General features: G+C 69.3%; 14 protein-coding genes. 10 read left to right on the forward strand and 4 right to left on the reverse strand.

Features of this window, described 5'->3' with window-relative positions:
• Positions 1-346 precede the first annotated feature (346 nt).
• The 3 genes from rplJ (at position 347) to F9B98_RS13615 (ending at position 6,259) form a co-directional block, all read left to right on the forward strand.
• Positions 347-862 carry a 50S ribosomal protein L10 gene (gene rplJ, locus F9B98_RS13605; RefSeq protein WP_150958360.1) on the forward strand — a complete coding sequence of 172 codons (516 nt, stop codon included), beginning with the start codon at positions 347-349 and terminating at the stop codon, positions 860-862.
• A gap of 38 nt (positions 863-900) precedes the next feature.
• Positions 901-1,287, forward strand: a complete 387-nt coding sequence (gene rplL / locus F9B98_RS13610; protein WP_013585572.1) for a 50S ribosomal protein L7/L12 — start codon at positions 901-903, stop codon at positions 1,285-1,287.
• A gap of 280 nt (positions 1,288-1,567) precedes the next feature.
• A complete protein-coding gene (locus F9B98_RS13615) occupies positions 1,568-6,259 on the forward strand; it encodes an ExeM/NucH family extracellular endonuclease (RefSeq protein WP_150958362.1) in 4,692 nt (1,563 codons plus the stop codon).
• A 51-nt stretch (positions 6,260-6,310) separates the two neighbouring features.
• Here F9B98_RS13615 and F9B98_RS13620 read toward each other — a convergent pair whose 3' ends face one another.
• Complete coding sequence (locus F9B98_RS13620; protein ID WP_150958364.1) at positions 6,311-7,321, reverse strand: LacI family DNA-binding transcriptional regulator; 1,011 nt, start codon at positions 7,319-7,321, stop codon at positions 6,311-6,313.
• 238 nt (positions 7,322-7,559) lie between these two features.
• Here F9B98_RS13620 and F9B98_RS13625 point away from each other — a divergent pair, with 238 nt between their 5' ends.
• From F9B98_RS13625 to F9B98_RS13635, 3 genes are all read left to right on the forward strand, one after another.
• Positions 7,560-8,891, forward strand: a complete 1,332-nt coding sequence (locus tag F9B98_RS13625) for an ABC transporter substrate-binding protein (protein WP_150958366.1) — start codon at positions 7,560-7,562, stop codon at positions 8,889-8,891.
• 284 nt (positions 8,892-9,175) lie between these two features.
• Entirely contained in the window at positions 9,176-10,372 is a 1,197-nt protein-coding gene (locus F9B98_RS13630; protein WP_225310378.1) for a carbohydrate ABC transporter permease, read from the forward strand.
• Positions 10,369-11,346 (forward strand): carbohydrate ABC transporter permease, encoded by a 978-nt coding sequence (locus F9B98_RS13635; protein ID WP_150958368.1) that lies wholly within the window; start codon positions 10,369-10,371, stop codon positions 11,344-11,346. The genes F9B98_RS13630 and F9B98_RS13635 overlap by 4 nt, the downstream gene beginning before the upstream one ends.
• A 78-nt stretch (positions 11,347-11,424) precedes the next feature.
• Here F9B98_RS13635 and F9B98_RS13640 read toward each other — a convergent pair whose 3' ends face one another.
• Positions 11,425-12,096 (reverse strand): DUF305 domain-containing protein, encoded by a 672-nt coding sequence (locus tag F9B98_RS13640; RefSeq protein ID WP_150958370.1) that lies wholly within the window; start codon positions 12,094-12,096, stop codon positions 11,425-11,427.
• Positions 12,096-12,803: a DUF3105 domain-containing protein gene (locus F9B98_RS13645; RefSeq protein WP_150958372.1), complete on the reverse strand. Its 708-nt coding sequence runs from the start codon at positions 12,801-12,803 to the stop codon at positions 12,096-12,098. Before F9B98_RS13645 ends, F9B98_RS13640 begins: the two co-directional genes overlap by 1 nt.
• Before the next feature lie 232 nt (positions 12,804-13,035).
• Here F9B98_RS13645 and F9B98_RS13650 point away from each other — a divergent pair, with 232 nt between their 5' ends.
• The 3 genes from F9B98_RS13650 to F9B98_RS13660 all read left to right on the forward strand — a co-directional run bounded on the left by F9B98_RS13650 (position 13,036) and on the right by F9B98_RS13660 (position 17,150).
• Positions 13,036-14,370, forward strand: a complete 1,335-nt coding sequence (locus F9B98_RS13650) for a multidrug effflux MFS transporter (RefSeq protein WP_191966855.1) — start codon at positions 13,036-13,038, stop codon at positions 14,368-14,370.
• A 103-nt stretch (positions 14,371-14,473) separates the two neighbouring features.
• Positions 14,474-15,172, forward strand: coding sequence for a phosphatase PAP2 family protein (locus tag F9B98_RS13655; protein ID WP_150958374.1), 699 nt, complete (start codon positions 14,474-14,476; stop codon positions 15,170-15,172).
• Between the two features lie 10 nt (positions 15,173-15,182).
• On the forward strand, positions 15,183-17,150 hold the full coding sequence (locus F9B98_RS13660; RefSeq protein WP_150958376.1) for a helicase HerA-like domain-containing protein: 1,968 nt from the start codon (positions 15,183-15,185) through the stop codon (positions 17,148-17,150).
• A 382-nt stretch (positions 17,151-17,532) separates the two neighbouring features.
• Here the strand turns inward: F9B98_RS13660 and F9B98_RS13665 are convergent, their stop codons facing one another.
• Entirely contained in the window at positions 17,533-19,002 is a 1,470-nt protein-coding gene (locus tag F9B98_RS13665) for an MFS transporter (protein ID WP_150958378.1), read from the reverse strand.
• Positions 19,003-19,115: 113 nt separating this feature from the next.
• Here F9B98_RS13665 and F9B98_RS13670 point away from each other — a divergent pair, with 113 nt between their 5' ends.
• Positions 19,116-20,717: an SDR family oxidoreductase gene (locus tag F9B98_RS13670; protein ID WP_150958380.1), complete on the forward strand. Its 1,602-nt coding sequence runs from the start codon at positions 19,116-19,118 to the stop codon at positions 20,715-20,717.
• Positions 20,718-20,778: the final 61 nt, after the last annotated feature.

Here is a 20,778-nt window from a genome sequence, read left to right on the forward strand (position 1 = left end):
GGGTCATCTGGGCGACGGGGTGGGGCGGGCGGGGGACGCGGCGGCGGGCGCGCGGGACGCGGTGGGCGACGGGGTGGGGCGGGGCGCGGCGGGCGCGGGCCGGGCGGGCGGATTGGCGAGGGGGCGGGGGATCGGGTACAGTGGGGGACAAGCCAAAGACCGTCGGTCATCGTCGTGCGTGCACGTCGATCGAAGCGTCTGCTGAAAAGCGGAGGACCTACGCAGGTAAACGAAACTCTCCTGAGCTCCGTGCGCCTGCGCCGGAGCTCTTCTTTTTGTCCGGACCCCGGTGTCTTCGGCCGGCGCCCCGCCATCGCGGAGCGCCTCGTTCACACAAGGAGTGGCCATGGCGCAGAAGGATGCATCGGTCGCCGAGCTCACGAAGAACTTCGAGAGCTCGACCGCCGTTCTGCTGACCGAGTACCGCGGTCTGACGGTTGCCCAGCTCAAGCAGCTGCGCAACGACATCCGTCAGGACGCGGATTACGCCGTGGTGAAGAACACGCTGACCAAGATCGCCGCGGCTAACGCGGGGGTCACGGGACTGGACGACGAGCTCAAGGGCCCGTCTGCCATCGCGTTCGTGCACGGTGACCCTGTCGCCGTCGCGAAGAGCCTGCGTGCCTTCGCCAAGGCTAACCCTCAGCTCGTGGTGAAGGGCGGCTACTTCGATGGCGCCGCTCTGTCCGCGGATGAGGTCAACAAGCTCGCCGATCTCGAGAGCCGTGAAGTCCTGCTGGCGAAGCTCGCCGGTGCGATGAAGGCGACGATGACCAAGGCGGCATACGTCTTCCAGGCGCTTCCGTCGAAGGCCGTTCGCACGGTCGACGCGCTGCGCGAGAAGCAGGACACCGCGGCCTGACCCGGCCCGGATGATTAACCCGATCAAGGAGATACAACATGGCTAAGCTCAGCACCGAAGAGCTGCTCGACGCGTTCAAGGAGCTCACCCTCATCGAGCTCTCCGAGTTCGTCAAGGCGTTCGAGGAGACCTTCGACGTCACCGCTGCCGCCCCCGTGGCCGTTGCCGGCCCCGCCGCCGGTGGCGCTGCCCCCGCCGAAGAGGCCGAGGAGAAGGACTCGTTCGACGTCGTCCTCGAGGCCGCCGGTGACAAGAAGATCCAGGTCATCAAGGTCGTCCGCGAGCTCACCTCGCTCGGCCTCGGCGAGGCCAAGGCCGTCGTCGATGGTGCTCCCAAGGCCGTGCTCGAGGGCGCGAACAAGGAGACCGCCGAGAAGGCCAAGGCTGCCCTCGAGGAGGCCGGCGCTTCGGTGACCCTGAAGTAGTCACGCTTCTCGGTCGCTTCACGCGATAAACGAGGACCCGGATGCCACTGGCATTCGGGTCCTCGTCGTTTCGGGCCGAGATCGGGAATTGTGTAAACCTCCACGCGGCGGTCGCAGCCGGTCGGTGAGACCGGGTTCCATGAGTCGGGGGACCGATGTTCATCAGATCGAAACGAAGAAGTCTGGGAAAAAGGTATGCGGATCGTTTACGGTCGTTGAGACCCCCCGTCGATCCCCCACCTCCCGACGTCGCCTCGCGCACGCCGGTACTTGGAGACCCATGCCTTCCGATGTCTCACGCGTGCCCGCACGCCGTTTCACCACCGTTCTGAGCGCCGCTCTGGGCGCAGCCCTGCTGGGTTCTGCGCTCGCCCCGCTCCCGGCTTCGGCCGCCGTCGGCTCGAAGGTGGTGATCAACGAGGCCTATCTGAAGGGCGGGAGCAACGGCGCCTTCTACAACAAGAAGTTCGTCGAGCTGTACAACGCGGGCGACACCGCGCAGGACCTCACGGGCTGGTCGCTGCAGTACCGCAAGGACTCCAACGTCGACAAGCCCTCGGGCTCCGGCGTCCAGCAGCTCAGCGGCCTGATCGAACCCGGCGGGTACTTCCTCATCGGTTTGCCGGGCAACGGCACCAACGGCGCGGATCTCCCGCCGACCGACCTCACGAGCACGCTCAACCCCGCGGGCACCTCCGGCCAGATCTTCCTCGCCAACGTCGCCGAGTCGCTGGCGATCCCCGGCGGATCCGTCTCGGACTCGCGCGTCGTCGACTTCCTCGGCTACGGCTCGGCTGTCAGCTTCGAGACGGCGCCGGCGACGGTCACCGGCGGCAACACCACCCCGAACTCGCTCGTGCGAACCGGCTTCGTCGACACCGACGACAACTCGAAGGACTTCACCAACACCACGACGGTGACCCCGCAGGGCTCGCGCCCCGCCGCGCCGAACCCCGATCCGTCGGGTTCGGCCTCGCCGTCTCCGTCGCCCTCGCAGACCACGTCGCCGACGCAGGCGCCCCCGGTCACCCCGGGTCAGGTCATCCCCACCCGTGACATCCAGGGCACGGGTGCCACCACCCCGCTGGCCGGGCAGACCGTGACCACGCGCGGCATCGTGACCGCCGCCTACCCGACCGGCGGATACAACGGCTTCTTCATCCAGACGCCCGGTACCGGTGGCGAGATCGACCTCGCGACGCACACGGCATCCGACGCGGTCTTCGTCTACGGCTCGGCCGCGACCGCCAAGGTCGCGATCGGTCAGCACATCGAGGTGACCGGTACGGCCAACGAGTTCTCGGGTCAGACGCAGATCACCGCTGATGCCGCGGGGGTGAGCGTGCTGACCGAGCAGGCCGCCGCCGTGGAGCCGGCCAAGATCGAGTGGCCCAAGACCGAGGAGGAGCGCGAGGCTTTCGAGGGTATGCTCCTCGCCCCGCAGGGCGACTTCACCGTCACGAACACGTACTCGACCAACCAGTACGCCGAGGTGGGTCTCGCTTCCGGCACGACGCCGCTGCGCACCCCTACGGACGTCGCGCGCCCCGACACCCCGCAGTACGTCGCGGCGGTCGCCGACAACAACGCCCGCGGTGTCGTGCTCGACGACGGCGCGTCGATCAACTTCCTCAGCGACGCCAACAAGGGCATCGCCCTGCCCTACGTGTCGCTGACCGACCCGGTGCGCGTGGGCGCCCCGGTCACCTTCACCCAGCCGGTCATCCTCGACTACCGCAACAGCACCTGGAAGTTCCAGCCGACGCAGCAGCTCACGGTCGACAACGCCGACGCGGTGCAGCCCGCCACGTTCGAGAACACCCGCACGGCATCGCCGGAGCCGGTCGGTGGCACCCTGAAGATCTCGAGCTTCAACGTGCTGAACTACTTCACCACCACCGCGGCGAGCGTGAACTGCACCTCGGTGTACCGCGACCGTGAGAACAACCCCGTCACCGCGAACACCTGCCCCGCCCCGGGGCCGCGCGGTGCCGCGGACGACGCCAACCTCCAGCGCCAGCAGGCCAAGATCGTCGCCGCCATCAACGGCCTGGGTGCCGACGTCGTCTCGCTCGAAGAGATCGAGAACTCCGCGAAGTTCGGCAAGAACCGCGACGCGGCGCTGTCGACGCTGGTGGGCGCGCTCAACACCGCGCTCGGGTCGGAGCAGTGGGCGTTCGTGCCCTCGCCCGCCACCCTCCCGGCCTCGGAGGACGTCATCCGCACGGCCTTCATCTACAAGAAGGCCGTCGCCGCCCCCGTGGGCGAGAGCGTCGTTCTCGACGACGCGGCGTTCCGCAACGCACGTCAGCCGCTCGCGCAGGCCTTCGCCCCGGTCGCGAATCCGGATGCCAAGATCCTCGCGATCGTGAACCACTTCAAGTCGAAGGGCGACAGCACCCCGAAGGCGACGGGTGACAACGCCAACGGCATCCAGGGTGCGTTCAACGGCGACCGTGTGCGTCAGGCGGAGGCCCTCGGCGCGTTCGCGAAGACCCGTTCGGCCGCGGTGGGCACCGACGACGTGTTCCTGCTCGGCGACTTCAACGCCTACTCGCAGGAGGACCCGATCCAGAAGCTGCGCGAGTTCGGCTTCGAGCCGCTCGAGGCGGGAACGGGCAAGTACTCGTACTCGTACAGCGGCCAGTCGGGCTCGCTCGATCACGTGCTGGCGTCGCCCTCGGCGCGCGAGCTGGTGACCGGTACCGACATCTGGAACATCAACGCCGTCGAGGCCCTCGCCCTCGAGTACAGCCGTTTCAACTACAACGTGCTGAACTTCTACGACACCACGCCCTACCGCTCGAGCGACCACGACCCTGTCATCGTGGGGCTCGATCTCGCGCCGGAGACCACGAAGGTCAATCTGATCGGCATCAACGACTTCCACGGTCGTATCGACGCCAACACGGTGAAGTTCGCCGGCACCGTTGAGCAGCTGCGCGCGCAGTACGGCGACGAGAACTCGCTGTTCATCTCGAACGGCGACAACATCGGCGCGTCGGTGTTCGCCTCGTCGTACTTCGGCGACGAACCCACGATCGACGTGTTGAACGCGCTCGATCTGGCGGCATCCGCGGTCGGCAACCACGAGTTCGACAAGGGTGCCACCGACCTGACCGGTCGCGTCTCGACCCGCGCGGACTTCCCCTACCTCGCCGCGAACGTCTATAAGGATGGGCAGCCGATCCTCCCCGCCTACGAGATCTTCGAGGTCGACGGAGTGCGGGTTGGCGTCATCGGCGCCGTGACCGAGTCGACCTCGACCCTCGTGTCGCCGGGCGGCATCGAGGGCATCGAGTTCCGCGAGCCCGTCGCCGAGGTCAACCGCGTGGTCGCCGAGATCGACGACCGGGTCGACGTCATCGTGGCTCAGTACCACGAGGGATCGACCGCGGGTGAGCCGACGACGTTCGAGCAGGCGCTCGCCGCCGGCGGGCCGTTCGCGCGCATCGTGAACGACACCTCGTCGGCCGTCGACGCGATCTTCACCGGTCACACGCACCAGAAGTACGCGTGGAACGCGCCGATCCCCGGCGAGGAGCGGACGCGCCCGATCGTGCAGACCGGCAGCTACGGCGAGAACATCGGACAGACCGTGCTGGATGTGGATGGCGCCGGCGAGGTCGTCGGCTCCACCGCGCGCAACGTCGCCCGAGTGGCGACCGTCTCGCCGCAGACCAGCGCGCAACTCGACGCCGAGCTCATCGCGACCTACCCGCGGGTGAAGGAGGTCGCCGGCATCGTCCAGGCGGCGCGGGACAAGGCGGAGGTGGTGGGCCGGACGCCGGTCGGGTCGGTGACCGCCGACATCACCACGGCCTTCAGCGGGGGAGCCTACGTCGACGGTGTCTACACCGGCGGCAAGCGCGACGATCGCTCGAAGCAGTCCGCCCTGGGCGGCCTGGTCGCCGACGCCCTGCGCGAGACGCTCGCAGAGCCGTCGCGCGGGGGCGCCGACCTCGCGTTCGTCAACGCGGGCGGTCTGCGCGACGAGCTGCTGTACGCCGGAGACGGAGTGATCACGCTGGCCGAGGCCAACGCGGTGCTGCCCTTCCTGAACAACCTGTGGACGACCACCCTCACCGGTGATCAACTGCGGCGTGTGCTCGAACAGCAGTGGGGCGACGCCGCCGGCCGCCCCACCAACCTGTCGCTCGGCGTCTCGGAGAACGTCCGCTACACCTACGACGCGGCCCAGCCCGCGGGCCAGCGCATCACCGGCATCTGGATCGACGGCATCAGCGTCGACCCGGCCGCCGAGTACCGCGTGGGCTCGTTCAGCTTCCTGCTCGGCGGTGGCGACAGCTTCTCGGTCTTCAAAGAGGGCGGCGACACCCGAGACTCCGGGCTCATCGACCGGGACGCGTGGATCGACTACCTTGAGGCCCACCCCGATCTGACCCCCGACTTCACCGCGCGTTCGGTGCAGGTCTCGGGTTCGACCTCGGCGGCGGCCGGCGAGGACGTGACGGTGACGGTGTCGAACCTGAACCTCACCTCGCTCGGCGCCCCCGCGAACACGACCCTCGACGCGTCGTTCGGCGCCGCCGCGGCGTCGACGCGTGTCGCCTCGCTGCCCGCTCCCACGACGCGGATCGCGGCCCTGGCCGCGCCCTCGGCGACGAGCGTCGCGGTGGTGGACGGTTCCGCGGCGGTCACCGTGGGTGTGCCCGCGGATGCCGCCGGAACGCTGCAGCTGCGCCTGACCGCTCAGCCCAGCGGCACCGAGGTCGTCGTCCCCGTGCAGGTGGCCGCCGTCGGTGACGGCGGGGGTCTGCCGGGCAGCGGCGCCGGCACCGGCTCAGGCACGGGCGCGGGCCAGGGCGGCTCCGGGCAGGGCTCGGGCACGGGCGCACTGCCGGTCACCGGTGCCGACACCGCGTGGATGGGTGCGGGCGTGCTCGCCGCCCTCGCGTTGCTGGGGCTGGGCCTCGTGGCTCGTCGACGGGCGACGCGCCAGGCCGACTGATCGGTGACACGACGGGACCCCGGATGCCATGGCATCCGGGGTCCTTCGTCGTCAGGCCGAGCGCGGGGCGGCGGTGGAGGCGCGCACGACCAGACGCGTGTCCGCCTCGGTCCGCCACGCGGGTTCTCCCGTGCCCTCGATCATCGACAGCAGGAGACGCGTCGCCTCGACGCCCTGCGCCTGAGGGAACTGCTCGATCGTGGTGAGCGAGAACATCTCGGCGTAATCGTGGCCGTCGATCCCGACGACGCTGAGCTCCGTGGGAACGGAGATGCCCATGCGCCGTGCGGCGATGATAACCCCGATCGCGACCTCGTCGCACGCGGCGACCACCCCCGTGGGGCGCGAGGCGGCATCGGCCAGGAACGAGGCGGCCGCGGCATAGGCGTCGGTGATCGTGAGGGTGGAGGGGACGCTGCGGATCCGCACGGCGAGGCCGTGGTCGTTCATCGCGTTGCGGTACCCGATGGAGCGCTCGTCGACGTCTTTCGCGGGGGCGTCGCTGCGGGGGGTGCTGCCGACGAAGGCGATGTCGGTGTGGCCGAGGGCGATGAGGTGCTGCGTGATGATGCGCGTGATCGCGATGTTGTCGAGGCCGAGGGTCGGCACCCCCGTGAGGGCGTTGCCGATGCTCACCACGGGCTTGCCGATGTTCGCCAGGCGCTCGAGATCGGCGTCGTCGGGTTCGAGGGCGACGGCGATGATGCCGTCGAAGCGCTTGCGCGCGAGATAGGTCGAGTACAGGCTCTCGCGGTCGTTGGACCCGGGTTCTGCCACGTAGAGGGTCACGTCGTACCCGAGCGGGATGAGCGTGCGTTCCACACCCTCGACGATCGATCCGAAGTACCAGCGGTTCACCTTGGGCACGATCAGGGCGATCGTCCGGGTGCGCCCCGTCGCGAGGCTCACCGCGCTCGTCGACGGCACATAGCCGAGGGATGCCGCGGCGTCGGTGACACGCTGGCGCGTGCCGTCGGAGACGTAGCCGCCGCCCGTGAGCGCGCGGCTCGCCGTCGACTTGGACACGCCGGCCAGGCGTGCCACATCGGCGATTCCGCTCATGCGTGATCTTCCTCATAACGCGTCGACGTCCGTGTCGACGTCGGAAAAGAGTATCGGACATCGGAGGAAAGTGGAACCGGTCCCGGTCCGATATACCGGCCGTTACCCGCGTCATTCCGCTAGTTACCGGTTCGTGACCTGAGGCTGGTTGCAAGTCTTGTGGATTGCCTCTACGGTTGCCTGGAATCGGTTCCCGACGGGATCCGGTGCACCAAGACACTCAAAGAGGAGAGACCACATGGGTATGTCACAGCGGTACCGTCTGCTGGCGCCCGTCGGGCTGTTGGCGGTCGGTGCGATCGCTCTCGCGGGCTGCGCCGAGGGCGACAGCGGCGGCGGCACGAGCGGTTCCGGAGGCGAGACGACCGTCCGCATCTCCGGCGGCATCACCGGTAGCGAGGCCGACCTGCTGAACCAGTCGTTCGAGCAGTTCACCCAGGACACCGGCATCAAGGTCGTCTACACCGGTGACAAGAGCTTCGAGGGAAACATCGTCACGAAGGTGACCGGTGGCGACGCCCCCGACATCGCGATCGTCCCCCAGCCGGGTCTGCTCAAGACCCTCATCGGCACGGGCGACGTGAAGAAGGCTTCCGACACCGTGTCGTCGAACGTCGACCAGTACTGGGGCAAGGACTGGAAGTCCTACGGCAGCGAGGACGGCACGTTCTACGCGGCCCCGATGCTCGCCAACCTGAAGGGCTACGTCTGGTACTCGCCGGCGAAGTTCAAGGAGTGGGGCGTCGAGGTCCCCAAGACGCTCGACGAGCTGATGACCCTCACGGCGACGATCCAGCAGAAGACGGGTGCCGCTCCCTGGTGCGCGGGCTTCGCCTCGGGCGACGCCTCGGGCTGGCCCGGAACCGACTGGATCGAGGACATGGTCCTTCGCCAGTCCGGCGCCGACGTGTACGACCAGTGGGTCGCGAACGAGGTCAAGTTCACCGACGCCCCGATCAAGGAGGCCTTCGAGGCCACCGGCAAGATCCTGCTGAACCCCTCGTACGTCAACGCCGGCTTCGGTGACGTCAAGAGCATCAACTCGGTCGCCTTCGCCGACGTGGCCGCCAAGGTCGCCGACGGCAGCTGCCCGATGACGCACCAGGCCTCGTTCCTGTCGTCGAACTTCCTCACCGTGAAGAACGCCGCAGGCCAGACGCCGACGGTCGCCCCGGACGGTGACGTCTACGCGTTCCTGCTCCCCGGTGTGACCGAGGGCCAGCTCGCGGTCGAGGGTGGCGGCGAGTTCGTCACCGCTTTCTCGGACGACGCGAACGTGCAGAAGGTCGTCGAGTTCATGTCGACGCCCGACTTCGCCAACGCCCGTGTGAAGCTCGGCGGCGTGATCTCGGCCAACAAGGGCGCCGACCCCTCGCTCGCCTCGAGCGAGTTCCTCCAGGAGGCGATGAAGACGCTGCAGGACCCGAGCACGACCCTGCGCTTCGACGCCTCCGACCTCATGCCGGCGACCGTCGGTTCGGGTTCGTTCTGGAAGGGCATGGTCAGCTGGATCGACGGCACGCCGACCGACCAGGTGCTCAGCGACATCCAGGCCGGTTACGACAACTGATCGAGTTCTGATCCTCCGGTGGGCCGTCCGCGACGCGGGCGGCCCATCCGGGTCCATACTTCTTATCCGCCCGACGCACCACACGGGCACTCATCGATGAGCACGAAGGCGTGTTCGGGAGGGACGTCATGACCGATATCAAGAACGCGGAGAAGGCGCCGACGGCGTCGGCCCCGCCGGGCGGCCGAGCGGCGCGACAGCCGCGCAGCGCCGCAGCGCGACAGCGGACGACGCTGCTCGTCGTCCTCGTGGGGCTCATCCTCGCGGTGGCCCTGTTCCTCTTCATGATCACGCGGGCTCCCGCCGAGACCAAGCCGACGACCCTCGGTTTCAGCCTGAACAGCTTCTTCATCTGGCTCGGCGGTCTGAGCCCGCTGGTGCAGATCCCGCTGGTGGTCCTCGCCTTCGGTGCCGTCGTCGCGATCCTGCTCCTGCTCATCGAGTACGCGCCCCGGTCGGGCAAGGGCTACTTCTGGCTCCGGTTGGCCGCGTGCTTCGGCATCCCGATCCTCGCGTTCATGCTGTTGCGCCCGTACCAGAACGCCGTCGTCTACGTCCTCGGGATCGCGGTCATCCTCGGTGCGGTCCTCTTCTACGCGGACTACCGCTCGCGCCAGGGCGCGGGCTACTTGTTCCAGCTCATCCTCTTCGCCGCTCCCGCCGCGATCCTGCTGCTGCTGGGCCTGGTCTACCCGGCGATCACCACCTTCTTCCAGTCGTTCTTCGACAAGACCGGCGACACCTTCGTCGGCTTCGACAACTACGTCTGGACCTTCACCAACCCCGAGGGGTTCTGGTCGGTCATCAACACCCTCATCTGGGTGCTCCTGGCTCCCACGATCGCCACGGCGATCGGCCTGGCCTACGCCGTCTTCATCGACCGCGCCGCGGGGGAGAAGTACCTCAAGGTGCTCATCTTCATGCCGTTCGCGATCTCGTTCGTCGGCGCCGGCATCATCTGGAAGTTCGTCTACGACTTCCGCCAGGGCGACCAGATCGGCGTGCTGAACGCCATCGTCACCGCCTTCGGCGGGCAACCGGTCTCGTGGCTGGCGGCGTCGCCTCTGATCAACACGCTGCTGCTGGTCGTCGTGTTCATCTGGAGCCAGACGGGTCTGGCGATGGTCATCCTCTCGGCCGCCATCAAGGCCGTGCCGCCGGAGCAGATGGAGGCCGCCGAGCTCGACGGCGCCAGCGCGTGGGAACGGTTCATCAACGTCACCGTGCCCGGCATCCGCTCCTCGCTCATCGTGGTGCTCACCACCATCGCCATCGGCGCCCTGAAGATCTACGACATCGTCGCGGTGATGACCGGTGGCCGTAACGACTCGACGGTGCTCGCCTTCGAGATGGTCAACCAGCAGCAGCGGTTCCAGAGCTACGGGCACTCCGCAGCGCTGGCCGTGGTGCTGTTCGTCTTCGTGCTGCCGCTGATCATCTTCAACGTGCGCCAGATCCGGAAGCAGAGGGAAGTGCGATGACCACCTCCACCGTCGTCCTCGAACCCACGACCGACACCCGCACGGCCCGACAGGTGGCCCGTGACACGCGCAAGCACGAGGCGATGGCGCGCAAGCGCCTGACCTCGAAGGGCGCGACGATCGCGGCCATCGTGATCGCGTTCTTCTGGACCATCCCGACGTTCGGTCTGTTCATCACTTCGTTCCGGCCGGGGTCGGACACCCAGTCGACGGGATGGTGGACGGTCTTCACCGACCCGTCGTTCACGCTGGAGAACTACCGACTCGCCCTGACCTCGGGAGGGACCGCGCTGACGCTGGCGCAGTCGTTCCTGAACTCGCTGGCGATCACCATCCCGGTGGTGCTGTTCGCCCTCGCGGTCGCCTCGCTCATCGCGTACGCGTTCGCGTGGATCGACTTCAAGGGGCGCAACTTCTTCTTCATCTTCATCTTCGCGCTGCAGATCGTGCCGCTGCAGATGGCCCTGGTGCCGCTGCTCAGCCTGTTCTCGCGCGGTCTCACGATCAACGACGTGACGATCTTCCCGGGCTTCGACCTGCGCGGCGTGGAGCACAGCTTCGCGACCGTGTGGATCGCGCACGTGATCTTCGCCATGCCGCTGGCCATCTTCCTGCTGCACAACTTCATCGCGGAGATCCCGCACGAGGTCATCGAGGCGGCACGTGTCGACGGCGCGGGCCACGGGCAGATCTTCTTCCGACTGATCCTCCCGCTCGCGGCTCCGGCTCTCGCCTCGTTCGCGGTGCTCGAGTTCATCTGGGTGTGGAACGACCTGCTGGTGGCGACGATCTTCGCGCCATCATCGTCACTGCCGCTGACCCAGTCGCTGAACTCGCTGTCGGGCACCTGGGGCGACCAGTGGTTCCTGCAGTCGGCGGGAACGTTCATCTCGATCCTGGTTCCGCTGATCGTGTTCTTCCTGCTGCAGCGCTTCTTCGTGCGCGGCCTGCTGGCCGGAGCCACGAAGGGCTGACCTTTCACACGACGAGAGGGGCACGGCATCCGGGATGCCGTGCCCCTCTCGCGTGCGTGCGGGCTGCGCGTGCGCGGATCAGGCGCTGCAGGACAGGCGGGACTGGATGTCGCGCATGGCGTCGAGCTCGGCGGACTGACCGGTCACGATCGTCCCCGCGACCTCTTTCACGCGCGCATCGGTGCCGAGTTCGATGACGGCCTGGGCCATGGGGATGGCTCCCTCGTGGTGGCGGATCATGAGGTCGAGGAAGAGGCAGTCTGCGGGCTGTCCCTGGGCGCTGCGCAGCTCGTCAAGTTGCGCGTCGGTCGCCATGCCCATCTGCGCGAGCAACTCGTCCTGCGTCAGCGCCGCGGTGTCTCCGTGGCTGTGCGCGCCGGACTTCTCCATCCAGGTCATGAGCGGCTGGCTCGAGGACTGGGGGAGGCCCCACTCCACGAGCCACCCGTACATCTCGCCGCGCTGGCCCGACTGCGCGGTCGCGATGTCGTACGACAGGGTGCGCAGCTCGTCGTCGTCGGTCTTGCGGTAGATCTCCATCGCCATCAGCACTGCCTGGGTGTGGTGCACCTGCATGTCACGCGCGAAGCCGGCCTCGGCCGAGTTCTCGCCGGGGTGCGCGGGCGCCGCCGTCGCACCGAACGCGGTGAAGCGCCCGATCGCGAAGGCGACGGCGATCACCGCGACGGCGACCAGGGCGACGACGACCCAGCGGACCGCCGGGCGGGCGACCGGGGCGTCGTCGACCATCAGGCCTTGCCCGGACCGTCGATGGCGCCCGAGCAGGCCGCGTTCGGCTCGGGGGCGTTCTGGCTGCGCCAGAATTCGGTGAAGAAGTCCTTGATGCGCGGGTCGGTCGGGTCGTCGACCTTGAGCTGGTGGTTCCACGCGCTGACCGCGACGGGGGTGTCCATGCCGGGGTAGGGCGAGAGCAGGGCGTAGCTCGAGGGCATGACGGCCTTCAGGGCGTCGATCCCGGCCTGGTCGACGCGCTCGGGGTCATAGGTGATCCAGATGGCGCCGTGCTCGAGGGAGTGCACCGCGTTCTCGTTCGCCTGCGGCTCGGTGTAGACGCCGCAGTTCAGCCAGTAGGGGTTGTGCGGGCCGCCGGCGGGCGGGGTCTGCTCGTACTGGACCGCGCCCTGGACGTGGTCGGAGCGGTTCTCGAAGGTCTGCACGCCCTGCACGTCAGCTCCCGTGGAGTTGCCCGCCTGGTAGCTGGGCGCCGGGGCGGGGGCGAAGGCGAAGGATGCCACGACGAGGCCGATCACGGCGAGGCTCGCCGCCGAGCCCACGACCCACCACACGAGCTTGCCGCGCCGACGCTTGGCGACCTGCTTCTGGTACTCGGCCAGCTTCTCTTGGCGCTTCTGCTCGCGCTGCTGCTTGACGGTGAGGTCGATCTGGGCCTGCTTGGCGGGGTTGCCGCTGGCTCGTTTGTCGGAGGGGGAGGTCATGCGCTGTGTTCTGTCTCTCTTCGGGGCGGGACACATCGGCATGCGCCGACGTCCCCAGCCTATGCGGGTGAATGGGCCGATGGCCTGGGAGGAACCCGCGAGCCCGGGATGGTGGGGTGCGGGAGGTCACGATAGTATGAACGATGTCGAATCGATTCGAGGTTCGACGATCCCCCTCTTTTCTCAGCCCGACTCGTTCGGGCTGTCCGTGTTGCGAAACGAAATCAGACGCGTGCTCGATACTGCCTCCCACCCCGTCATCCCCTCGTCCCGCCCGCCGCAGACGAACACCGGCGCGATCCGCGCGATCGGTAAGAACCCCGCCACCGCGCCGATCGTGCTGCACCCCGGCGACGCGATCCCCGCCTCCCGCCGGTTGCTGTACATCCTCGTTCTCGGCGCGCTGACGGCGCTCGGCCCCTTCACGATCGACCTCTACCTGCCGGCGTTCCCGGTGCTCGAGGCCGACTTCCAGACCACCGCCGCCGCCATCCAGCTCACCCTGACCGGCACGATGATCGGCTTCGCGCTGGGCCAGCTGATCGTCGGCCCCCTGAGCGACAAGGTCGGGCGCCGCCTACCCCTGCTCTCGGTCACCGCTCTGCACGTGGCAGCAAGCATCTTCGCCGCCTCCGCGCCGACGCTCGAGACCCTCTCGATCGCGCGCGTGCTGATGGGTACGGGCGCCGCCGCCGGTGGCGTGGTGGCCGCCGCCATCATCCGCGACCTCTTCGGCGGACGCCGACTCGTCGTCATGCTCTCGCGCATGGCGATGGTGTCGGGGGTCGCCCCCGTGCTCGCCCCGCTCGCGGGCTCCGCTCTGCTGCTGGTGATGAACTGGCGCGGGATCTTCGTCGTCCTCGCCGTCTACGGCGCCGTCATGCTCGTGTCGGCGATCCTGTTCGTCCCCGAGACCCTCCCTCCCGCCCGCCGCGGGGGCCCCGGTGCGACCACGGTCTGGCAGCGCTACGCGAGCGTGTTCCGCGACCGCGTCTTCATCGGCGTGCTCATCATCGGTGCGATGACCTTCAGCGGTCTGTTCTCGTACCTGTCGGCATCCTCGTTCCTGTTCCAGGTCACCTACCAGTTCAGCGCGCAGGGCTACGGCGTGCTGTTCGCCGCGAACTCGATCGGCGTCGTCGTGGGCGTGCAGGTGGCCTCGCGCCTGGCCGCCCGCTTCGGCCCCCAGTGGGTGCTCGCGGTGTCGACGGCCGTGCTCGTCGTGGCCGGCGGCGCCATCGTGCTGACCGATCAGCTGGGGCTGGGGCTCTGGGGCACCATCGTGCCGTTGTTCTTCTTCATGACCGCGTGCGGCTTCACCTTCCCGTGTGCGCAGGTGCTCGCCCTGGACCGCCACGGCAAGGCGGCGGGGACGGCCCAGTCCATCATCGGCGCCGCGAACTTCGGTGTGGCCGGGATCATCTCGCCGCTGGTGGGCCTTCTGGCCACCGGTTCGGGGATCACCGCCACGACCATGGCCTCGGTCATGCTCGGCTGCGCGGTCATCGGCGTGCTGTCGCTGTGGCTGCTCGTGCGCCCGCGCACGGTGGAGCGGCTCGCGCCCTGAGCGCCCCACGCTCGGTGGCGCACACAGTAGCAGGTCGGTCCCGGGGGTCCGCTCCCGGGACCGACCCATTCCGCCGTCGCCGCCGAGGCGGCATCATGAGGCGATGGACGCCTCCGCGATCGATGACGTGCTCGACACGCGCCCGCAGCGCTTCCGCGCCACGGTGGGTGTGGTGCTCATCGCCCTGGCCTGTGCTCTCGGCGCCTGGGTCTACTTCCGCGGGCCGAGCCCGTTCGCGATCGACGTCTGGTGGAACCAGTTGTTCGCGTCGGCGCCCTCGCAGCCGCTGCTGGTCTTCGCGATCGCGATGGACACCGTGGGCGGCCACCTGACGGCCGTCCTCATCGTGCCGGTGCTCGGCGCTCTGGCCCTGTTCCTCTCGCGTCGACGATGGTCGGCGCTGTATTTCCTGGCCGCCTCGGTCGGCAGCGCTCTGCTGGTACAGGTCGTGAAGCACACCTTCGGCCGCGCCCGCCCCGAGGACATCCTCATCGTGAGCGATTACGGATCATTCCCGTCGGGGCATACGGCCAATGCCGCCACCATCGCGGTGGTCGCGGCCGTGCTCTTCCCCCACCTCTGGGTGCGCATCGTCGGCGTCGCGTGGGTGGTCCTCATGGCGTTCAGCCGCACCTACCTGCACGCGCACTGGCTCTCGGACACCGCGGGCGGTGCGCTCATCGGTGCCGGTGCGGCGCTGATCCTGGCGGCGGCGTTCTCGCGCCTGCGCGCCCGCGACGAAGACCGACTGGCCATTCGACGAGCACGCAAGGCGGATGCCAGGGCGGCAGCCGAGTCGTAGGCTGTCGCGCATGAGCGAGCCCGGCGACGTGCCCTCCGTTCCCTCCGACCCGCCCGCGGCGGCCGACGCCGAGGTCGCGCGGTTGCGCGCCGAAGCCGAGGCGGCGGAGGCCGAACTCCGGCTCGCCCGTGTTCGCGCCGACCTCGCCGCGGCGGAGGCGGCCGCGGCGGCCGCGCGCGCCCGAGCGGCCGATGGGGGAGGGGTCGACCCCTCGGCCGTCGTGCCGCCGGAGGAGCGGTCCGCCTCCTCCGCCGAGCCCTCCGGAGCAGGGGAACCCACCGGTGCCGGGGGATCGTCGCAGACGGTGGGCGCGACCCCCGCGGTCGCGAGCTCCCCGGCGCCCGCGGACGGCCCCCTCTCCGCCGCCCAGGTCGAAAAGATCGCCGCGGGCTACGCCTCGACCGGAGCCGCCCTCGACCTCGGCGTGCTCGTGAACGGCGATGCCGTGGCATCCGTCCCCATCCGCATCCCCCTCGCGATGACGAACCGCCATGGACTGGTCGCCGGAGCCACGGGAACGGGGAAGACCCGCACGCTGCAGCTGCTCGCCGAGCAGTTGTCGGAGAACGGGGTTCCCGTCTTCGCCGCCGACATCAAGGGCGATCTCTCGGGCCTCGCCGCCGAGGGGGTCGCGAGCGAGAAGCTCCTCACCCGTACCGCAGCTCTCGGCCAGGACTGGTCGGCGCGGGCCTTCCCCACGGAGTTCTTCGCGCTCGGCGACGACGTGGGCTCGGGCATCCCGGTGCGTGCGACGGTGTCGGGCTTCGGGCCGCTGCTGCTCAGCCGCGTGCTCGGGCTCAACCCGACCCAGGAGTCGAGCCTCGGCCTGGTGTTCCATTACGCCGACGAGAAGGGCCTCGCTCTGGTCGACCTGTCCGACCTTCGGGCGGTGCTCACCTACCTCACGAGCGACGAGGGCAAAGTCGAGCTCAAGGGCATCGGCGGGCTGTCCGCCGCCACGGCGGGCGTGATCCTGCGCGAGCTCGTCGCTTTCGCCGCCGTCGGAGCCGATTCCTTCTTCGGCGAGCCCGAGCTCGACGTCTCGGTCTTCCTGCGGACGGATGCCGCGGGCGCGGGCATCGTGAGCCTGCTCGAGGTGCCGAACGTCGCGGCGCGGCCGGAGCTGTACTCGACGTTCCTCATGTACCTGCTCGCGGAGCTGTACGAGGCGCTGCCCGAGGTGGGCGACCTCGACAAGCCCAAGCTCGTGTTCTTCTTCGACGAGGCGCACCTGCTCTTCCGTGACGCGTCGAAGGCGTTCCTCGAGGCCATCACCCAGACCGTGCGGCTCATCCGCTCCAAGGGCGTGGGCGTGTTCTTCGTCACGCAGACGCCGAAGGACGTGCCCGGCGACGTCCTCGCCCAGCTTGGATCGCGGGTGCAGCACGCTCTCCGCGCCTTCACGCCCGATGACGCCACGGCGCTGCGCGCCTCCGTGCGCACGTACCCCGACTCCGGCTACGACCTGGAGCGCGTGCTGCAGGAGCTCGGCACCGGCGAGGCGATCATCACGGTGATGAGCGAGCGCGGGGCGCCGACCCCGGTCGCGTGGACGCGCATTTTCGCCCCGCGCGCCTCGATGTCGCCGATCGCCGCCGAGACCATGGGCGCCGCGGTCACGGCATCCGCTCTTTTTCCGGCGTACGGCACGCCCATCGATCGCGAGTCGGCGAGAGAGATCCTCGGCGCGCGCATGCAGGCGGCGACCGAGGCGAAGGAGGCGGCGGAGCGGGCGAAGAAGGACGCCGCCGATGCCGCCGAGTACGCCAAGCAGAAGGCCGCGATCGACAAGGCCAACGCCGAGGCGCAGAAGAAGGCGCAGCGCGAGTACGAGCGGATCCTGAAGTCGACCGCCGCGCCGCGCAGCCGTTCGACGACACCGGCCGCGGGGCTCGATGGGCTGCTCGGGCGCGGGGCGACCAAGAGCATCGTGAACGGGGTGATCCGCGGGCTGTTCGGCAACGGGCGGCGGCGCTGAGGCGGGGCGCGCGGCGGCGCAGGGTCGGGGATCTGCGCAACCTCAGTGGGTTGAGGGGGTTTGGGGCTGAGGTTGTGCGGATCGCTGAGGTTGTGTCGGGCGGCGGCGTGCGGCGGCCCACGCTCAGCAATCTGCGTAGCCTCAGTCGGTTGAGGGGGTTTCGGGCTGAGGGTGTGCGGATCGCTGAGGTTGTGTCGGGCGGCGGCGGGCGGCGTGCGGCGGCCCACGCTCAGCAATCTGCGCAACCTCAGTGGGTTGTGGGGGTTTCGGGCTGAGGGTGCGCGGATTCCTGAGGTCGTGCGGCACGGGTGCGGCAACCCGCGGCGGCCGAAAGGGGGACGGATGCCGAGGGGCCTGGCATCCGTCCCCCTTCACGTCCCGATCACGGGCGCCGGGTCACCAGCGGCATGGTCGACGTGTCGATCAGCGGATCGCGGTCCTGGCGTTCGACGAGGGCCTGCGCCTCGGCCGGCGTCTCGACCGTCGGGACCGAGCCCAGCAGGGGCCGCCGGGCCGTCTCGCGCATGGAGAGGAGGGCGACGAGCCCGAGGGCGGCGAAGAACATGATGTAGAACGCCGGCATGAGGGTGTTGCCCGTCCAGTCGATGAGAGCCTGACTGAACAGCGGGGTCGTGCCGCCGAAGAGCGACACGGCGACGTTGTAGGCCACGGCCATGGCTCCGAAGCGCGAGGCCGTGGGGAACAGGGCGGGCAGAGCGGATGCCGAGATCGCGACGTAGAACGCCACCGGCACCGCCGCCATGCACAGGGCGATCATGACGGCCCAGAGCTCGCCGATCTGCATGATGAGGAACGCCGGGACGAGCAGCACGAGAGCCGATCCGGCGGCGATCGCGTAGACGGGTTTGCGGCCGATGCGATCGCTCAGGCGGCCGATCAGGGGGAGCGCCGCCGACATCACCAGCAGCACCGGCACCGTCGCGACCGCCGCGGTGATGTTCGAGACGCCCACCTCTTTCTCGAGGTACGTCGGCATATAGCTGGTGAGGGCGTAGCCGGCGGTGTTCGTCGCGGCGACCAGGGCGATGCCGATGAGCAGGGCCCTCCAATGGTGCCGCACGATTCCGACCAGGTTCTGGCGGGCCATGGGGTCGGCGGCGTCGATCTCGGGCGAACCGCTCTGCTCGAAGGCCGGCGTCTCGGGGATGCGCAGGCGGAAGTAGATCGCGACGATGCCCAGCGGCACAGCGAGCAGGAACGGGATGCGCCAGCCGTAGTCGACCATGGCGTTCTCGCCCGAGACCGAGGTGGTGATGGCGGTGGTGATCGCCACCGCCGAGGCGCCGGCCGCGAATCCGACGTACGAGCCCACATCGAGCCATGACGACCAGAAGCCGCGCCGCTTGTCGGGGGAGAACTCCGACACGTAGGTGGTCGCTCCGGCGTATTCGCCGCCGGTCGAGAAGCCCTGGACCATCTTCAGCAGGTAGAGCGGGATGATCGCCCAGAGCCCGATCTGGGCGGAGGTGGGCAGGATGCCGATGAGCGCGGTCGCCGTGGCCATCAGCGCCATCGTCAGGAACAGCACCTTCTGCCGACCGATGCGGTCGCCGAGGGGACCGAGCACGAAGCCGCCGAACGGACGCACGAGGAAGGAGATCGCGAAACCGAGAAGTGTGACCAGCAGCCCCCAGGGGGCGGGGACGTCGGAGGCGAACACCACCGTCAGGGTGACGGCGAGGTAGCCGTAGATCCCGAAGTCGAACCACTCCATGAAGTTGCCGACGACGGTGCCGCTGATCGCGGTGCGCACGCGTTTCTTGTCGACGACGATCACGTCGTCGACGGCGAGCCGGGGTGCTCCGGATGCCGAGGGAGATGACTCGTTCATCTCTCCAGCGTTACTCCTGTATGCGCCGGGTTTCCAGTCGGAGGCCGCCGGGAGGGTGTCGTGCTACCCGTCAAGCCCCCGGGGATGTCGGAGGCCCGGCGTACGGTGTCGGCATGACCGAGCTCTCCGCCCCCACCGGCCGCGAACCCGCGCTCGTCGCTCAGCCCCGCCCCGACGGGTCGGCTCCTCGCGCCCTGGTGCTCGGAGCCACCGGCTACCTGGGCGGGAGGCTCGTCCCGCGCCTGCGGGCGGCGGGCTATCGGGTTCGAGTCCTCGCGCGCGATCCGCGACGCGTCGAGGCGTTCCCGTGGGGCGACGAGGTCGAGATCGCCGCCGGTGACGCGACCGACGCGGAGGCCGTCCGCGCCGCGGTCGAGGGCGTCGACGTGCTGTACTACCTCATCCACTCCATGGGCAGTGCCCGCGATTTCGAGGCCACAGACCGGGTCGCCGCCCAGACCGTCGCCGACGCCGCCTCCGCGGCCTCCGTCTCCCGCATCGTCTACCTCGGGGGGCTGCACCCCGACGACGCCACGCTCTCGGCCCACCTGCGCTCGCGCGTCGAGGTCGGTGAGATCCTGCTGCACAGCGGGGTGCCGACGCTCGTCCTGCAGGCGGGCGTGGTGATCGGCTCGGGCTCGGCGTCGTTCGAGATGGTCCGTCACCTCACCGACGTGCTGCCGTACATGCCCGCGCCGAAGTGGGTGCGCAACCGCATCCAGCCGATCGCGGTGCGCGACGTGTTGCACTACCTGCTCGGGGCCGCGCGCGTCGCCCCGAACGTCAACCGTGCCGTCGACATCGGCGGGCCCGACGTGCTGCGCTACGGGCAGATGATGAACGGGTACGCGATGGAGGCCGGGCTGCCGCAGCGCGCCATCGCCTCGCTGCCGGTGCTCACCCCGCGCCTCGCCTCGCACTGGGTCAACCTCGTCACCCCGATCCCGAAGTCGATCGCCCGTCCGCTCGTGGAGTCGCTGCAGAACGACTGCGTCGTCAAAGACCACGCGATCGACGATCTGGTCCCGCGGCCCGAGGGCGGCTTGCTCCCGTACCGAGAGGCCGTCCGCCGGGCGTTGGGCCGCGTGAACGACGACGCGATCGAGACGAGCTGGCAGGATGCCGAGGTGTCGGGCGCCCCGAGCGATCCCCTGCCGAGCGACCCCGAGTGGGCGGGTCGGCTGGTCTATACCGACGTGCGGACGATGACCACGAAGGCGAGCGCCGCGCAGCTGTGGTCGGTGATCGAGGGGATCGGCGGAGAGAACGGCTGGTACTCCTCTCCGCTGCTGTGGGCGATCCGCGGGTGGATGGACCGGCTGGTCGGGGGAGTGGGGCTCACCCGCGGTCGGCGCAGCCGCTCGGTGGTCACCGTGGGCGATGCCCTCGACTTCTGGCGGGTCGAAGCGATCGAGCCGGGGCACCTGCTGCGACTGCGCGCCGAGATGAAGGTGCCGGGCGGGGCCTGGCTCGAACTCCGGGCGACGCCCGAGGGAGAGGGCGCGCGTTTCGACCAGCGGGCCCTGTTCTTCCCGACGGGACTCGCGGGCCGGTTGTACTGGCTGGCGGTGCTGCCGTTCCACGGTCTGATCTTCAGCGGCATGGCGCGGCGCATCACCGCCGCCGCCGAGCACGTGCAGCGAGAAGACCTCGAGCCGAAGGCGAAGGCCGGGCGCATCGCGCCCGAGATCGCGGAGGTCGAGTCGACCGCCTAGCCGCCGGCCGAGCTCGTCCGACTCGGGGGGAGCGCCCACCCCGCCGCTCGCGCCCGTAGGC

The organism is Microbacterium testaceum StLB037 (assembly GCF_008763945.1).
GTDB classification, from domain to species: domain Bacteria; phylum Actinomycetota; class Actinomycetes; order Actinomycetales; family Microbacteriaceae; genus Microbacterium; species Microbacterium testaceum_G.

Bases quoted from the DNA above. Each gene is read 5' to 3' on its own strand.
- rplJ (WP_150958360.1), top strand. From the start codon at position 347: ATGGCGCAGAAGGATGCATCGGTCGCCGAGCTCACGAAGAACTTCGAG.
- rplL (WP_013585572.1), top strand. From the start codon at position 901: ATGGCTAAGCTCAGCACCGAAGAGCTGCTCGACGCGTTCAAGGAGCTC.
- F9B98_RS13615 (WP_150958362.1), top strand. From the start codon at position 1,568: ATGCCTTCCGATGTCTCACGCGTGCCCGCACGCCGTTTCACCACCGTT.
- F9B98_RS13620 (WP_150958364.1), bottom strand. From the start codon at position 7,321: ATGAGCGGAATCGCCGATGTGGCACGCCTGGCCGGCGTGTCCAAGTCG.
- F9B98_RS13625 (WP_150958366.1), top strand. From the start codon at position 7,560: ATGGGTATGTCACAGCGGTACCGTCTGCTGGCGCCCGTCGGGCTGTTG.
- F9B98_RS13630 (WP_225310378.1), top strand. From the start codon at position 9,176: ATGATCACGCGGGCTCCCGCCGAGACCAAGCCGACGACCCTCGGTTTC.
- F9B98_RS13635 (WP_150958368.1), top strand. From the start codon at position 10,369: ATGACCACCTCCACCGTCGTCCTCGAACCCACGACCGACACCCGCACG.
- F9B98_RS13640 (WP_150958370.1), bottom strand. From the start codon at position 12,096: ATGGTCGACGACGCCCCGGTCGCCCGCCCGGCGGTCCGCTGGGTCGTC.
- F9B98_RS13645 (WP_150958372.1), bottom strand. From the start codon at position 12,803: ATGACCTCCCCCTCCGACAAACGAGCCAGCGGCAACCCCGCCAAGCAG.
- F9B98_RS13655 (WP_150958374.1), top strand. From the start codon at position 14,474: ATGGACGCCTCCGCGATCGATGACGTGCTCGACACGCGCCCGCAGCGC.
- F9B98_RS13660 (WP_150958376.1), top strand. From the start codon at position 15,183: ATGAGCGAGCCCGGCGACGTGCCCTCCGTTCCCTCCGACCCGCCCGCG.
- F9B98_RS13665 (WP_150958378.1), bottom strand. From the start codon at position 19,002: ATGAACGAGTCATCTCCCTCGGCATCCGGAGCACCCCGGCTCGCCGTC.
- F9B98_RS13670 (WP_150958380.1), top strand. From the start codon at position 19,116: ATGACCGAGCTCTCCGCCCCCACCGGCCGCGAACCCGCGCTCGTCGCT.